The sequence below is a fragment of the Longilinea arvoryzae genome (assembly GCF_001050235.1).
In the GTDB taxonomy this organism is placed as follows: Bacteria; Chloroflexota; Anaerolineae; order Anaerolineales; family Anaerolineaceae; genus Longilinea; species Longilinea arvoryzae.
On record NZ_DF967972.1, the window covers coordinates 3411311 to 3424323 of the forward strand.

Below are 13013 nucleotides of genomic sequence, written 5' to 3' on the forward strand. Positions count from 1 at the left end.
ATGCGCGATTCAATCGTCTATCGAATTGCCGTACCCTACCTGATCCTGGTTACCGTGATTTTGATTGCGTTGGGAGCATTTCTCAACAACTACATGGATAAAACCTACGTCGACCAGCTTACGGTCAACCAGTTCGCTTCGACGCGTTTATTTGCCAATCAAATCGCGCCTGTGCTCGACCAGGGTGAGCCTTATCCGACCCTTTCGGATCTCACCACCCAGACCTCTTTTCTGCTAAACACCCGCATCACCGTGATCCTGCCGGATGGTAAAGTGATTGCGGATTCAGAACGCGATCCCAGTACGCTCGAGAATCACCTCGACCGTCCCGAGGTCAAAGGAGCGATCGGCGGGCAGGAAACCAGCGAAGTTCGGTACAGCGATACATTGCGGACGCGCCTGCTGTACACGGCCACGCCTATTCGCCTGGATGGAAAAGTGATCGGCGTCGCCCGCATGGCCATATCGCTGGCCAGTATCGAGGCCCATACCCGTCAATTCCGGGGCATCATCTTCGCAACCGCGGGGGTCACCGCCCTACTGGTCGTTTTGCTGGCCTTTGGTATCACCTATCAGACCGTACAGCCCCTGCGATCGCTGACCACGGCGGTGGCGCGACTCGAATCCGGTAAATATGTGGAGTCCATCCCGGGGCGCCGTCTGGATGAAATCGGCCGGCTGTCGAATGCGTTCAACCGCATGGCGGCCCAGATCAGCACGCAAATCAAGGAATTGAGCGCCGAACGGAGCAAATTATCCGCAGTGTTGGCGACCATGTCGGACGGTATTTTGATTGTGAACGCCGATGGTCTGGTCGAACTCATCAACCCGGCTGCTGAAAGGATTTTTTCGATCAGCGCCAGCGAGTCGCTTGGGAAGACCCTGGCGGAGGTCATTCGCCACCATGTCATCGTCGATCTGTGGAAAAAGACCCAATCGACGGGTGAGCAACAAATTACCTCGCTCGAGACTCCGGACCGATTGATCCTGCAGGCCATTGCTACCCCTCTTGAAACCGACGACGGCCGCACACTGATCCTTCTGCAGGACTATACCCGCATGCGCCGTCTGGAAACCGTCCGGCGGGACTTCATCAGCAATGTCAGCCACGAGCTGCGCACCCCGCTGGCTTCGCTGAAGGCGCTCACCGAGACCGTGCAGGAAACCGCGTTGGATGACCCGCCAGCCGCCCGGCGCTTCCTGGAACGCATGTCGGTCGAAATCGATAACCTGACCCAACTGGTTCAGGAACTGTTGGACCTGTCCAGGATCGAATCCGGCCGGGTGCAGCTCGAACGCACCTTGATTGCCCCGAAGGAACTCATCCAACCCGCCGTGGATCGCATGCGTATCCAGGCGGAACGTTCCGGCCTGACCCTGACCATGGATTGCCCCGAGGATTTACCCAGGGTCAATGTCGACGCTTCGCGCATGGAACAGGTACTGGTCAACCTGATCCATAACGCCATCAAATTCACGCCACCCGGCGGATCGATCCAAATTCGCGGCTGGCTGCAGGAAAATGACATCATTCTGGCCATTTCGGATACCGGCGTGGGCATCGCCGAAGAGGATTTGAAGCGTATCTTCGAGCGTTTCTACAAAGCCGACCGCGCGCGTTCGGGCGGGGGCACCGGGCTGGGGCTTTCCATCGCCAGACATCTCGTTGAATCTCACGGCGGGCGTATCTGGGCAGAGAGTGAAATTGGGAAGGGCAGTACGTTCTTTATTTCCATTCCGCCTGCGCAATAAACAACCTCCTTTCCGTTCCAACAGAGCATGGATTCTTCTGAATCCATGCTCTGTTTATTAACTCAAACCTTATCCCGCCGTTCATGAACTGTTAACAAAACCTTTTTCGGGTCTTAACGATGCGTGGGTATAGTCAAAACGAACGAAAAAAAACGAATCAGGAGATGAGAGAAATGCGTCGTTCGATAATCGTTTTTACTGTAATTGCCGCTTTGAGTATTCTTCTGGCTGCCTGCGCACCCGCAGCCGCCACGACTGCCGCGCCGACCACGGCGCCAGCCGCCCCCACGACCGCCCCGGTAGAACCTACCCAGGCACCTGAAGCCACCCAGACCACTCAACCCACCGTGGCTGCTGCCACCAGCTCCGCCATCGAACTGCCTGCGGTGGATCCTTCGACCCTCAGCGGTGATATCAATACGGCCGGTTCGTCCACGGTCTATCCGTTGGCCGAAGTCCTCGCCGATAATTTCAAAAAAGACGGCTTTGCGGGCAATATCAACCTGGCCAGTGTCGGCACCGGCGGTGGTTTCGAACGCTTCTGCAAAACCGGCGAAACGGACGTATCCAACGCCAGTCGCGCCATCAAGGACACCGAACGAGCAGCCTGCGCCGCGTTGAATCCGGCTCGCACCCCAATTGAATTCCGCATCGGCACCGACGCCATCGCAGTTGTGGTCAGCAAAGACAATACCTTCGTGACCAACCTGACCCTCGAGCAATTGGCCGCCATCTTCACCACTTCTGAAAAATGGTCGGATGTGGATCCTTCCTGGCCGGCCGAAGCCATCCAGCGCTTCACTCCCGGCACCGACTCGGGCACCTTCGACTTCTTCAATGAATTTGCCATCCAAAAGGGGCTCAACCTCGCAACGGTGGATGACGCCAAGAAACTGGCCCTGGAAGCCAAGAACCTGCAGACCTCGGAAGATGACAACGTTCTGGTTCAAGGTGTGGAAGGCAGCCCGTACGCCATCGGCTACTTCGGTTACGCCTACTTCAACGAGCAGTCCGATCGTTTGACCGCCGTGTCCATCAACGCTGTCGCGCCTTCCTTCGATACGGCTGAAAGCGGTGAATATGCCCTCTCCCGACCGCTGTTCATCTACTCGGATGCGAACATCCTGAAGGAAAAACCACAGGTCGCCGGTTACATCAACTACTTCCTCACCAACGTCGACGATGTTATCACCGAGGTGGGTTACTTCCCCGCCAGCGTGGATGCTCTCAACGCAGCCAAACAGGCCTGGCTGGACGCGGTGAAATAAACCGGTCCAATCAATAACGAAATTCGAAAGGCTGGCCTTCAAGGGCTCACTTGAGGACCAGCCTTCACCCTGCAAATGAAACCTGACAAAGGATTGTTAATGACCAGTATGGAATTGTCACGCAGCCTGGCCCAGGATACCCCCGCGATCAATCTGGCACGGCTGAAACAACGGCCCAGGGTGGGTGAGATTCTGATTCATCTTTTTCTCTTTCTGTGCGGCGCCATCTCCATTCTGACCACACTGGGAATTGTTTACGAGCTTGGAAAGGAATCCCTGCTTTTTTTCAACAGCCCGGACGTGAGACTCCTTGACTTTTTCACCTCCACAACCTGGCAGCCCTCCATTGGCAAATTTGGCGTTCTCCCGCTGATCAATTCCACATTGATGACAACGATCTTCGCCATGTTGATTGCCATTCCGCTTGGATTGGCGGCGGCCATCTATTTGAGCGAATACGCATCCCAAAAAGCGCGCGCCATTCTCAAACCCATCCTCGAAATTCTGGCCGGTGTGCCCACCGTGGTCTACGGTTATTTTGCCCTGAATTTTATGACGCCCTTGCTGCGCGGCCTGTTCGGCGAAAATAATGTCCAGATCTACAATATGCTTTCGGCTGGATTGGTGATGGGGATCATGATCTTACCCCTGATCAGTTCGATGAGTGAGGATGCGCTCAGCGCGGTTCCACGCTCGCTGCGCGATGCTGCTTATGGCCTGGGTGCGACTCGTTTCGAAACCGCGATCCGGATCGTCATGCCAGCCGCGCTGTCCGGCATCATCGCTGCGGTCATCATTGGCGTTTCCCGCGCCATCGGTGAAACCATGATCGTGGCCATCGCGGCCGGTTCGGGCCCGGCTTTCACCTTCAACCCGCTCAAAGGCGCCGAGACCATGACCGGCTACATTGCGCGCATCAGCGGCGGCGACCTGGCCTACGACACGCCCGATTACAACAGCATCTTTGCCATTGGTTTGCTGCTGTTTATGGTTACGCTGATTCTGAACATCGTCAGCCGGCGCCTGGTGGCGAAATATCGAGAGGTATACGAATGAACCATGATTTCTTTATCGAACCTTCTCACAGCCGCCGGAGTTCCGGACTGGCAAAACGCCATCGCACGGGTAAGGTCTGGCAGGGTATTTTCTTCAGCGCAACCGTCATCGGTCTGATTGCCCTGATTGCACTCCTGCTGACTGTGCTGGACAAGAGTTTCAGCTATGTGGTCATCGAATATAAGAAGGATCCCGCCACCCTGGCCAGCAAACCGCTGGCGGAATTGACCAATTCCGACCTGGCCAACCTGTTGGAAGCCAACCTGAGCAAGAACCGCTTTCGAACACTCGACCGCGCCCAAACAATCACCGAGCGCAACCACGCCGACCTGCTCAACCTGGTCTACGAGAACGTCGTCCAGCCGCGCGCGCTGGACAGTTTTTCCATCACCCAGTGGTTGATGCACAGCGATCAAATCCGGGCCGAGGTGACTCAAAAATATCCCAAAGGGCATCTGGAATTTCGCGCCTGGTTCAGCGGCAGTTTTCTGATCGACCCGCTCTCCGGCGATCCCCTGTTGACCGGCGTGCGCGCCGCCCTGCTGGGCTCGCTGTATCTGATCCTGATCACGGTCCTGGTTGCGTTCCCCATCGGGGTGGGTTCGGCCATTTATCTCGAAGAGTATGCGGATTCGAAAAAATGGTACAACCGCATCATCCAGACCAATATCGACAATCTGGCCGGCGTACCCTCCATTGTGTACGGCATCCTCGGGCTGGCCATCTTCGTGCGCGGGCTTGCGCCGCTCACCAGCGGCGCGGTTTTTGGCTCATCGGACAGCAACGGGCGAACCATCTTATCCGCCGGGTTGACCATGGCGCTGCTGATCCTGCCGGTGATCATCATCAATGCTCAGGAAGCCATCCGGGCGGTGCCTGTTTCGCTGCGCCAGGCCAGCTACGGACTGGGGGCGACTCGCTGGCAAACCATCTGGAATCACGTCCTGCCCGCTGCGCTGCCGGGAATCCTGACCGGTACCATACTGGCCATTTCGCGGGCCATGGGTGAGACGGCTCCGTTGATCATTGTAGGCGCAGCAGCCTTCATCACCAGCGACCCAACCGGTCCGTTCTCGAAATTTACCGCTTTGCCAATTCAGATTTATAATTGGACCACACGGCCACAGGAGGTTTACCGCAATGTTGCGGCGGCGGCCATCCTGGTGCTGATGATTTCGCTCTTATCCCTGAATGCGGCAGCCATCTTGCTCCGCAATCGATTTAGCAGGCGGTTGGCATGACCTCACAAACTCCGAACAATTCCGAAGTCATCATCCACGTTCAGGATCTATCGATCTATTACAGCGCCTTTCGCGCGGTCAAGAATGTCAACCTCGAAATTCTGCGCAATAAAATCACCGCCATCATCGGGCCTTCCGGATGCGGCAAAAGCACCGTCCTGCGCTCATTCAACCGCATGAATGATTTTGTCCAGGGCGCGCACATCGAGGGCAAAATTCTTTTCCACGGCCAGGATATCTATGACCCGGCGATCGATCCCGTGCAGGTGCGCCAGATGATCGGCATGGTTTTTCAGAGGCCCAATCCATTCCCCAAGAGCATTTACGAAAACATTGCCTGGGGAGCGCGCATCAACGGTTATAAAGGCAACATGGACGATCTGGTGGAAAACACGCTGCAATCAGCCGCGCTGTGGGATGAGGTCAAAAACGATCTCAAGAAAAGCGCACTGGCGCTCTCCGGCGGCCAGCAGCAGCGCCTGTGCATCGCCCGCGCCCTGGCGGTCAAGCCCGAGATCATTCTGATGGATGAACCCTGTTCTGCACTGGACCCGATCGCCACGCTCAAAATCGAGGACCTGATGCGCACGCTCTCCGAAAAGTACACCATCATCATCGTCACCCACAACATGCAGCAGGCGGGCCGCGCTTCGGATTACACGGCCTTCTTTACCATGGATGATGACCGGGCCGGATTGATGGTAGAATATGGAGACACCAGTCAGATTTTCACCCGGCCGCGTGATAAACGGACCGAGGATTACATCACCGGCCGCTTTGGCTGAGGCAGGCAGCAGAGAGGTATTTTATGCCCCGCGATACCCTAACGCGTCAAATTCAGCATCTTCTGGATGAAGTATTGCTGCTGGGCAGCATGGTGGAACAGGCCATGTTGAGCGCAGTGGACACTTTATGCCTGCGCGATGAAAAAGCTGCCGTCCACATCTACGACAACGATCAGCAAATCAATGACAAGCGCTTCGCCATCGAAAACGCCGTCCTCATCCTGATCGCCACCCAACAGCCCCTGGCGCATGATCTGCGCCTGCTGGCGGCCATCCTGGAGATCATCACCGAAATCGAGCGCATGGGCGATTACGCCAAAGGCATTGCCAAGATCACCCTTCGTTTGAAGGACGCGGATATCAACATTCCCGCGCGCGACCTGAAACGAATGGCCAACCTGGCTGTGGGTATGCTCCACCGCTCATTGAGCGCCTTCGTCAATGAAGATTCCAACCAGGCTTCAGCCATCCCGGCCGAAGATGAGGCGGTCGACACCCTTTACGACCAGATCTACCACAACCTGGTCGAATCGATGATCGCCAATCCAGCCACCATCGATCAATACAACCTGTTGATGTGGGTGGCGCACAACCTGGAACGCATGGCCGATCGCGTCACCAATATCTGCGAGCGCACGGTATTCATTACCACCGGCGACCTGTTGGAATTCGAAACTTCAGACGACGAGGAAAGCGACGCAGAATAATTCTGGCCTGATCGAACACTCGCGGCCTGCCGGATCGGCAGGTCGTTTCTATTCCGGGTTCAGAATGATGAGCAAATTTATACAGATTGATTTTCAAGTGCTATAATCAAGACAACTTTTCCAACAATTCATGGGGTCTTGACCATGTTACTTCCGAATCGCTACAAAGGGAAATTGATCGTCGTCGAAGGCATCGACGGCAGCGGTAAATCCACCCAGATTGATTTACTGAACAAATGGCTGCAGAACCAGGGCAAGTTGGTCTATTTTAGCGAATGGAACTCTTCCGATTTGGTGAAAAGCACAACCAAACTGGGCAAATCGGAGAAGATGTTCACCCCCACCACATTCAGCCTGCTTCAAGCCACCGATTTTTCTGACCGTTGGGAAAATCACATCCTGCCCATGCTCAAGGCAGGCGTCATCGTGCTGGCCGATCGTTACGCCTTCACCGCATTTGCGCGCGATGTGGCGCGCGGTGTGGACCGCGAATGGGTACGCAATCTGTATTCCTTTGCGCCCATGCCGGATCTGGCCCTGTATTTTCGCGTCCCGGTCGATATTGCCGTGGAACGTATCCTGACCGGGCGCTCGAACCTGAAATATTACGAAGCCGGCATGGACCTGGGTCTCTCGGATAACAAAGTAACCAGCTTCCGGCTTTTCCAACAGCGCATCATCAGTGAATATGATTCGATGGTGGACGAGTTTGGGTTGACCGTGATCGACGGCGCGCTGCCCGTACAAAAACAGCAAAAATATGTACGCCAGATCGTCAAGAAAGTCCTGCAGGGTTGGGAAGGGCTCAATCAGCCTATGATCGTTCCCCGCCGGCGCCGGAAGCCGGCCCCGGTCGCAGTCGAAAAAGAGGAGGCAGCTCAATGAGTCCCCAGGAATATTACGGCGCCGGCTTCCCTTATCGACCTGCCACAGAACTGCTGGGAAAATTGATCGTCCTGGAAGGTTCAGATGGCGTCGGCCGTTCGACCCAGATCAATATGCTGCGCACCTGGCTCGAAGCCGATGGGTACGCGGTTTCCGATACCGGATTACGCCGTTCGAATCTGACCCAACCCGGCCTGGATGCCGCCAAGCTCGGACATACCCTGGGCCGGCAGACGATGAGCCTGTTTTACGCCACCGATTTTTCCGACCGCCTGGAAAACCAGATCATCCCGGCGCTGAAAGCCGGTTTCCACGTCCTTTCGGACCGGTATTTCTACTCGATCATCGCCCGCGATATCGTCCGCGGCGCGGATCCGGTCTGGGCGCGCAAAATCTATGATGTCGCGCTGAAACCGGATATCGTCTTCTATCTGCGTGCGGATGTCCCCGCCCTGGTCAAACGCATGATACACGGCCGCGGTTTCGATTTCTGGGAATCGGGCATGGATATGCATTTTGCAGGCGATCTCTATGACAGCTTTTGCATCTACCAGTCCCGCCTGATCGAACAATTCGATCAAATGGCGAAAGAGTACGGCTTCATCACCATTGATGCCACCCGCCCGATCCCGGTTGTTTTCGAGAACCTCAAGCGAGAAATCAAGCCGTTGCTCGAGGAAGAATCATACTGACGGATCAGCATTCCTGTTCGGCATGGAGAATCTGAGGATGAAAACCAGGACCGATGCCAGCATTCTGGATTTTGGTGCGGATAATCTCCTCAGAAACCTGGGCGCGCTGCAGCAGGAATATGAAGGGGTCCGGCAAGGGAAAGATATCGAAACCATTCACCGCATGCGCGTGGCTTCACGTCGCCTGCGAACCGGCATTCCGCTCTTTGGTCCCGGGCTTGCGCCCAAGAAATTCGAAGGCTGGAACCAAAACGTCCGTGAGTTGACGAAGGCGTTGGGGGCAGCCCGGGATTGCGATGTGCAGATCGATCATCTACAACAGTTCTACCTTCAGCTACCCATCGGTCCGGCTCGACCTGGCGTGCGTCGCTTGCTGCTGCGGTTGCGCCAGCGCCGCCAGAAGCTTCAACGGGCAGTCGAAAAGGCGCTGGCCGATCTGGTGAAGAGCGATGTCTTGATGGAAATGCAACGCAAGCTGAATCCCATCCTGAAGGGCATCGAAAATCTGCCCCGCTCGGCGCCACTTTACGCTTTGGCCTGTACAGCGGTGCGAGAGAAGCTCGAACAGTTTTTGTATTACGAACCCTTCATCCAGGATCCGGAAGATAAAGATGACCTGCATGCCATGCGCATCGCCGCCAAACACCTGCGCTACACGCTGGAAATCTTCAGCCCGCTGTATGCAGACGAATTGAAGTTGTTTCTCAAAGCCCTGCGCCAGACACAGGAACTGCTGGGCGAGATCCATGACTGCGATGTGTGGATGATCTACCTGCCGGAATTCAAGGAACGCGAACGGATACGTACGCTGCGATATTACGGCAGCGAAGGTCCATTTCGGCGCCTGGTGCCCGGCCTGGATGCTTACTTCGCCGACCGCACGACCACCCGCGACCGTCTCTATGTCGAGTTCCTCGAAAAATGGCAGAGTTGGCGCCAGGAAGGATTATGGGATCAATTGATCAATCAAGTGTCCACGACCTATCTTCCTGCCGTTCAGGCTCAACTCGAATCGGTTGTGGATGGCGTCGCTCAAGAAAGTGCGTAAGGTCGTCTTATGAAATTCGCTGCGAAGATGTCCCCGGAACAGGAAAATGCCCTGCAGGCCTGCCTGCAACTTGCCCAAACGCTGGAATATGAGGAAGGGCATACCCATCAGGTCACGCGGTTGGCGCTGCGCCTGTTCGATGAGCTGCAGGCGCTTCACCAACTGGGCGAGACGGAGCGTTTCTGGCTGCAATGCGCCGGCATCCTGCACGATATCGGTTGGGTGGAAGGTTGGAAAGGCCATCACAAAACGGCCCTCCGGATCATTCAAACCACCCAACTGCTGCCCTTCGAAAGCAAGGAGCGCCTGATCATTGGATCCATCGCCCGCTATCACCGCAAGGCGCTGCCCAGCTTGAATCAGGATCATTTTGCCGCGCTCGAGCCGGATGAACAGGAAAAGGTCAAGACGCTCAGCGCCATCCTGCGTACCGCGGATGGATTGGATGCAGCCCACCAGAGCCGGGTACGGGATCTGATGGTGCATGTCAGCAAGAAGAAAATCGTCATTCACTGCGCCATCAAAACCTTGACGGCGATCGAAGAAGAAACAGCGGCCATCGAAAAAAGCGATCTACTGGGAATCGTTTTTCAAAGAGCTATATCTTTTCGCTGGAAATCGTTGATCTAGTCTGGGGGTTGGGACTCAACCCGACCCCAATCCAGGGAAGCATGGCAAAAATGCCGACCATCCCCGGGCCGCCCAGGCCAATGAGAAAATCGGCAGCGATCGTGCTGGCTCCCATGGCCGCGTAGGCGATGACCGGCATGGCGCTGGTCATCAAAGGTCGATTCCTTCCGCCCAGCCAACGCTGCAGCAACCCGTACAGTCCCAATGCGGTGAACGTCGTCAGCCACCACCCCCAGAAATTTTGCAGTGGAATGCCAAAATAGGGTCCCGGTTTTTCCCAGACCCAGTGGCCGGCGGCCACCATCATCGGATCCATGGCCAGATCGCAGGCCGTCATGGCGACTGCGCCCAACCCCGCGGCGGCCAGGTCCTGCCAGAAGCCGCGCAGACCCCATCGATCGGCCAGATCATTGGCTATGCGAAATGAGAGATAGATCATCATAAACCAGGCCACCGGAATCAGGAACGGCACCAGATCCAGAAATTTCGGCCCGAGTTTTGCGGTGTAATGGTACGGACCATAAACGGCGCCAGTGGCCACCCCGATGCTTTCGAAAGCCAATCCGGTGACCGCCACAATGACCAGCGGCCCGATCCCGCGCCGCCATCCCAGGGATCCTCCGGCGTGCAGCACGGCAAATGCAAAGGTGACCAACGTGGTCAGCGGCGTCAGCAGCGCCGGCGGATGGCCGACGGTTGCCAGAAATCCAATTCCGACCAGATTCAGAGCCACGGACAGGGCCAACAACCCGATGGTCGCCTTGCGAAGGGTCATAGTTTTACCTTATTTCCAACCGGCGGAATCTCCAATCCTTCGAATAAATCCCGTTCGATGTGCCCGTCGACCGGCACGGGTTCGGCGCGCATATACGTTTCGCGCGAGGCAAACCAGCGCCGCAGCGTTCCAAATACGCCGCCCACCATTCCCTGGCCGCCCTGGCTGGCATGGCAGGCCGATGCATCGTCCCGGATGGCGGCCACAGCGCGGTATTCGACCACAGCGTGGGTCGGGAAACTGACTCTGGCAATGGATTCCAGGTCGATGTCTTGATTATGCCCGAATTTGCTCGGGTCGCGCCCGGTCAGGCGCATCATGCGCACCATCAATCGCAATAAGGTCCGCGGCATGGTTTGGAAATAAAGTTTGTCAGCCTGGAATGGCGCCAGCGAACGCCCATCCGCGAACTGCGCATCCCCGGCCATTTGAAATGCCCGCACCGTGGCATTGTGTATAGCGATATGGTCCGGGTGCCGGTAACCGCCGATCGGGTCGAAGGTCAGCACCACCTGCGGCCGCAGCAGCCGGATGTAACTGGCGACTTCGCCGGCCACTTTTTCCACGGGCTGGGCAGCCAGCGCCTGAGGATGGTGATTATCCGCCGCGCCGGGCATGCCCGAATCGCGGTAACCGAGGAAATAGACACCGCTCAGGCCCAGTTTTTCAGCAGCGCAGCGCAACTCGGCTTCGCGCCGCGCCCCTACCGAATCAAAACCGCGCAGATATTTCTCGTCCACGTCGCCCACTTCACCGCGCGTGGCGCACACCAGATAAACCTGGACGCCGCGGCGCGCATACAGCGCCAGGGTTCCGCCCAGACCGAAAGTCTCATCGTCCGGGTGCGCCAGAACAGCCAGCAGCGTCGCCCGGTTGGATTGAAATTTCAATGCTTCAGCACTCATTTTGACCTCACCAATAATACATGATGCCATTTGCCAAATATTGTCGGCCTAATACCGTTTGATCGAAGGGTCCACCTGTTCCGACCAGGCGTTGATGCCGCCTTTCAGGTTATGCAGGCGAGTATACCCCTGGCCGGCCAGCAAGCGCAGCGCGCGCGCCGAGCGTACACCCGTTCGGCAGAACAGCACCAGATCTTTATTACGATCCAATTCTTCCAGGCGCTGCGGGAGCTGCGTCAAAGGGACCAGCACCGCCCCGGGGATCGAAGAAATCTGTAATTCAATGGGTTCGCGCACGTCCACCAGTTGTATGGAATCGTTGTTCTGCAGGCGGCGCTGCACCTCTCGCGGCTCGATATCCCAATCACCGCCGGCCAGCCCCGCGTGTGCGTCGCGCGTCGGAACGCCGCAGAACTCTTCGTAATCGATCAAATGCGTGATATCCGGATGCTCGCCGCAGACCCGGCAGTTTGGGTTCTTGCGCAGGTGCACCGTCTGCATCGTGGAATCCAGCGCGTCATAGAGGAGCAGCTTGTCGACCAGCGGCTCACCGATCCTCAGAATCAGTTTGATCACCTCGGCCGCCTGCAGGGTGCCGATGGTTCCGGGCAGGACGCCGAATACGCCGCCCTCTGCACAGGAAGGCACCATCCCGGGCGGTGGGGGTTCTGGGAACAGGCAGCGGTAGCAGGCGCCCTTGCGCGCATCGAATACGCTGACCTGGCCCTCGAAACGGAAGATCGATCCATAGACATACGGCCGGCCGGTCAGCGCTGCCAGGTCGTTCAGCAGGTACCGCGTGGGAAAATTATCGCTGCCGTCGACCAGGATGTCATAACCGGCCCCGATTCGCCACGCATTTTCAGAGGAAAAAACTTCGTTATAGGTTTCCACCTGTATATACGGATTGAGATCCGCCAGGCGTTGGCGGGCCGAGTCGACTTTCAACTTCCCAACCCGGTCGGTGCCGTGGATCACCTGTCGCTGCAGGTTGGAAGAATCTACGACATCGTAATCCACCAATCCCAGATGGCCCACGCCGGCCGCGGCCAGGTACATCGACACCGGCGAGCCCAGCCCACCCGTGCCGACGATCAAGACCGAAGCCGCCTTGAGCTTGCGCTGCCCTTCCATCCCGACTTCGGGGATTAATAAATGGCGCGAATAGCGCAATATTTCATCCTGGGATAATTCTGGTAACATAACTTCTCCTTTGGCTCTCAACAATACCCAGCCATCATACCAAAAAATGGCTCATGGATGCAAATC

The 13013-nt window shown here is 56.7% G+C and carries 13 protein-coding genes; 10 read left to right on the forward strand and 3 right to left on the reverse strand.

What is annotated here, in order from left to right:
• The 10 genes from LARV_RS15205 (at window position 1) to LARV_RS15250 (ending at window position 10064) form a co-directional block, all read left to right on the forward strand.
• The gene (locus LARV_RS15205) at window positions 1–1752 is read left to right on the forward strand and encodes an ATP-binding protein (protein WP_075074430.1); all 1752 of its coding nucleotides are present in this window, start codon (window positions 1–3) and stop codon (window positions 1750–1752) included.
• 173 nt (window positions 1753–1925) lie between these two features.
• Entirely contained in the window at window positions 1926–3020 is a 1095-nt protein-coding gene (locus tag LARV_RS15210) for a PstS family phosphate ABC transporter substrate-binding protein (RefSeq protein ID WP_201785930.1), read from the forward strand.
• A gap of 108 nt (window positions 3021–3128) precedes the next feature.
• Window positions 3129–4076 (forward strand): phosphate ABC transporter permease subunit PstC, encoded by a 948-nt coding sequence (gene pstC, locus LARV_RS15215; RefSeq protein ID WP_075075264.1) that lies wholly within the window; start codon window positions 3129–3131, stop codon window positions 4074–4076.
• Window positions 4073–5317 (forward strand): phosphate ABC transporter permease PstA, encoded by a 1245-nt coding sequence (gene pstA / locus LARV_RS15220; RefSeq protein WP_075074432.1) that lies wholly within the window; start codon window positions 4073–4075, stop codon window positions 5315–5317. Before pstC ends, pstA begins: the two co-directional genes overlap by 4 nt.
• A complete protein-coding gene (gene pstB, locus LARV_RS15225; protein ID WP_075074433.1) occupies window positions 5314–6102 on the forward strand; it encodes a phosphate ABC transporter ATP-binding protein PstB in 789 nt (262 codons plus the stop codon). Before pstA ends, pstB begins: the two co-directional genes overlap by 4 nt.
• 23 nt (window positions 6103–6125) lie before the next feature.
• Entirely contained in the window at window positions 6126–6809 is a 684-nt protein-coding gene (gene phoU, locus LARV_RS15230; protein WP_075074434.1) for a phosphate signaling complex protein PhoU, read from the forward strand.
• A gap of 144 nt (window positions 6810–6953) precedes the next feature.
• Entirely contained in the window at window positions 6954–7694 is a 741-nt protein-coding gene (gene tmk, locus LARV_RS15235; RefSeq protein WP_075074435.1) for a dTMP kinase, read from the forward strand.
• Complete coding sequence (locus tag LARV_RS15240) at window positions 7691–8386, forward strand: dTMP kinase (protein WP_075074436.1); 696 nt, start codon at window positions 7691–7693, stop codon at window positions 8384–8386. Before tmk ends, LARV_RS15240 begins: the two co-directional genes overlap by 4 nt.
• 37 nt (window positions 8387–8423) lie before the next feature.
• Window positions 8424–9434, forward strand: coding sequence for a CHAD domain-containing protein (locus LARV_RS15245; protein ID WP_075074437.1), 1011 nt, complete (start codon window positions 8424–8426; stop codon window positions 9432–9434).
• Between the two features lie 9 nt (window positions 9435–9443).
• A complete protein-coding gene (locus LARV_RS15250; protein ID WP_075074438.1) occupies window positions 9444–10064 on the forward strand; it encodes an HD domain-containing protein in 621 nt (206 codons plus the stop codon).
• Here the strand turns inward: LARV_RS15250 and LARV_RS15255 are convergent.
• Genes LARV_RS15255 through moeB form a run of 3 tightly spaced genes read right to left on the reverse strand, consistent with a single transcriptional unit; the run spans window position 10033 to window position 12947 of the window.
• Window positions 10033–10839 (reverse strand): carotenoid biosynthesis protein, encoded by an 807-nt coding sequence (locus LARV_RS15255; RefSeq protein ID WP_075074439.1) that lies wholly within the window; start codon window positions 10837–10839, stop codon window positions 10033–10035. The genes LARV_RS15250 and LARV_RS15255 overlap by 32 nt on opposite strands.
• The gene (locus LARV_RS15260) at window positions 10836–11744 is read right to left on the reverse strand and encodes a PIG-L deacetylase family protein (protein ID WP_152031817.1); all 909 of its coding nucleotides are present in this window, start codon (window positions 11742–11744) and stop codon (window positions 10836–10838) included. Before LARV_RS15260 ends, LARV_RS15255 begins: the two co-directional genes overlap by 4 nt.
• A gap of 48 nt (window positions 11745–11792) precedes the next feature.
• Window positions 11793–12947 carry a molybdopterin-synthase adenylyltransferase MoeB gene (moeB, locus tag LARV_RS15265; protein WP_075074441.1) on the reverse strand — a complete coding sequence of 385 codons (1155 nt, stop codon included), beginning with the start codon at window positions 12945–12947 and terminating at the stop codon, window positions 11793–11795.
• Window positions 12948–13013: the final 66 nt, after the last annotated feature.

What these genes read in the sequence shown, in the direction of transcription:
- LARV_RS15205 (WP_075074430.1), top strand. Translation starts at nt 1, where the DNA reads ATGCGCGATTCAATCGTCTATCGAATTGCCGTACCCTACCTGATCCTG.
- LARV_RS15210 (WP_201785930.1), top strand. Translation starts at nt 1,926, where the DNA reads ATGCGTCGTTCGATAATCGTTTTTACTGTAATTGCCGCTTTGAGTATT.
- pstC (WP_075075264.1), top strand. Translation starts at nt 3,129, where the DNA reads ATGGAATTGTCACGCAGCCTGGCCCAGGATACCCCCGCGATCAATCTG.
- pstA (WP_075074432.1), top strand. Translation starts at nt 4,073, where the DNA reads ATGAACCATGATTTCTTTATCGAACCTTCTCACAGCCGCCGGAGTTCC.
- pstB (WP_075074433.1), top strand. Translation starts at nt 5,314, where the DNA reads ATGACCTCACAAACTCCGAACAATTCCGAAGTCATCATCCACGTTCAG.
- phoU (WP_075074434.1), top strand. Translation starts at nt 6,126, where the DNA reads ATGCCCCGCGATACCCTAACGCGTCAAATTCAGCATCTTCTGGATGAA.
- tmk (WP_075074435.1), top strand. Translation starts at nt 6,954, where the DNA reads ATGTTACTTCCGAATCGCTACAAAGGGAAATTGATCGTCGTCGAAGGC.
- LARV_RS15240 (WP_075074436.1), top strand. Translation starts at nt 7,691, where the DNA reads ATGAGTCCCCAGGAATATTACGGCGCCGGCTTCCCTTATCGACCTGCC.
- LARV_RS15245 (WP_075074437.1), top strand. Translation starts at nt 8,424, where the DNA reads ATGAAAACCAGGACCGATGCCAGCATTCTGGATTTTGGTGCGGATAAT.
- LARV_RS15250 (WP_075074438.1), top strand. Translation starts at nt 9,444, where the DNA reads ATGAAATTCGCTGCGAAGATGTCCCCGGAACAGGAAAATGCCCTGCAG.
- LARV_RS15255 (WP_075074439.1), bottom strand. Translation starts at nt 10,839, where the DNA reads ATGACCCTTCGCAAGGCGACCATCGGGTTGTTGGCCCTGTCCGTGGCT.
- LARV_RS15260 (WP_152031817.1), bottom strand. Translation starts at nt 11,744, where the DNA reads ATGAGTGCTGAAGCATTGAAATTTCAATCCAACCGGGCGACGCTGCTG.
- moeB (WP_075074441.1), bottom strand. Translation starts at nt 12,947, where the DNA reads ATGTTACCAGAATTATCCCAGGATGAAATATTGCGCTATTCGCGCCAT.